Genomic DNA, 1,390 nt, shown 5'->3' on the forward strand with positions numbered 1-1,390 from the left:
GTCTTGGTAAGCGCTTTCACATAGAGAGAGCATAACAGCCAGAAATCTTTCAGGCTTTAAACGACCACAACCGGGAACCGCTATGTAGGTAAAAATGATATGGAAATATTTAGTATTATCGATCACAAGTTCACATAAAGCCTTTTTTGACTTTCTTTTTGGTTCTTGCGAATCATCCGAATGAGGTAAGGAATACAAGGTATACAAAGATACCAGTTTAGTCGCAGCAGCCTTAGTCTCTGGATCAGCAAGGCAATACGCTATATTGAGGTGGTTTAAAACACAACTGCAAGCTGCTGCTTCTAATGCTTGCCTTCGGGTGGAAGGCATATAGTCTGAGTTACCAATGAATGAGGATAATCTGAGCAAATTTTCAGCTTTCAGGAATTTTCTTTCCAGATGCCGCCGAAATTTAGCCTTGTGGGTCGTTATGCCTGTCTGCCGATGCCGCAAATGAGTCGATGGTGTGAAAAGCAAGCTTTGCTTGGATGTTGCTCCTGTATCGCCCGTAGAATTTGCTTCAGGATTCAGCGACCAATCAGCAGGCCCGTCGATATGGGATGATTGTCGAAGTTTACAAACGCCATGACAGGAATCGACGTGGCAATTTAAGCCGAGAGTATGTTGAGGTTGATCCGGCTCTTCGTTACCGCCGCCAGAGCCGAGATGCTGGAGTCTGGTGACAGAACCTGTCAGTTGCGCGGATGTTCCGGAGGCTTGCTGGCCGGATGATTCTGTTTGCTCGTTTCTTTGCTGGCTTTGTTTTTGGCTATTTCCGGGGAGCATCATAGTGGTGATTGCAAACGGGTCATCCTGACTGGCCTCCAGTTTATTTATCGGACTGAACATAGGCGAATCGGTGTTCCAATAACTTTGTAAAAGCCAGCCGACCGCAAAAAAGGCTTCTACAGGAATCCATGAATGAGGTTTGGTGCTCAGAGCACTGTCATCGGAAGTCATAACCAGTTGGTAAGCAACCAGCGCACCAGCGGCGTATATCAATTCCCACGAGATCGACTCAAAAAAGGACGTTTTTACCCTGTAACCGCCGAGTCTCTGTGGTTGGTCATTGTGCGGAAAAATTGATTCGTCATAGTTGTTTGTATCAGCAAGGTATGACGGGATGCCCAGCAATGTTTGCTGGTCTGGCTTAATAGAAAAGCTCCCTTTTGGAGAGTGTCCATCCTGATGAAGCTCAACAAAAAAGCTTCTTGTAAATGATTCGGTCTGGCAGATGGCAGACAGTGGGAACAGCAAAAACAGTGCCGCTGTGAGTAATTTTTTCAAAACTCTATCCTTACCTTCATTTTGTGTTTGTTGATTCGAAAAGGGTAGGCCTGAAAGATTTCTGGCTGTTATGCTCTCTCTATGTGAAAGCGCTTACCAAGAC

1 protein-coding gene is annotated in these 1,390 nt (G+C 45.5%); it reads right to left on the reverse strand.

All coding sequences use genetic code 11. From position 1 onward, the window contains the following. Positions 1 to 1,287 (reverse strand): hypothetical protein (locus tag KDK16_RS00225; RefSeq protein ID WP_257274168.1); only part of this gene is annotated, 1,287 nt, incomplete at its 3' end. Positions 1,288 to 1,390: the final 103 nt, after the last annotated feature.

The organism is Endozoicomonas sp. SESOKO4, from assembly GCF_024606275.1.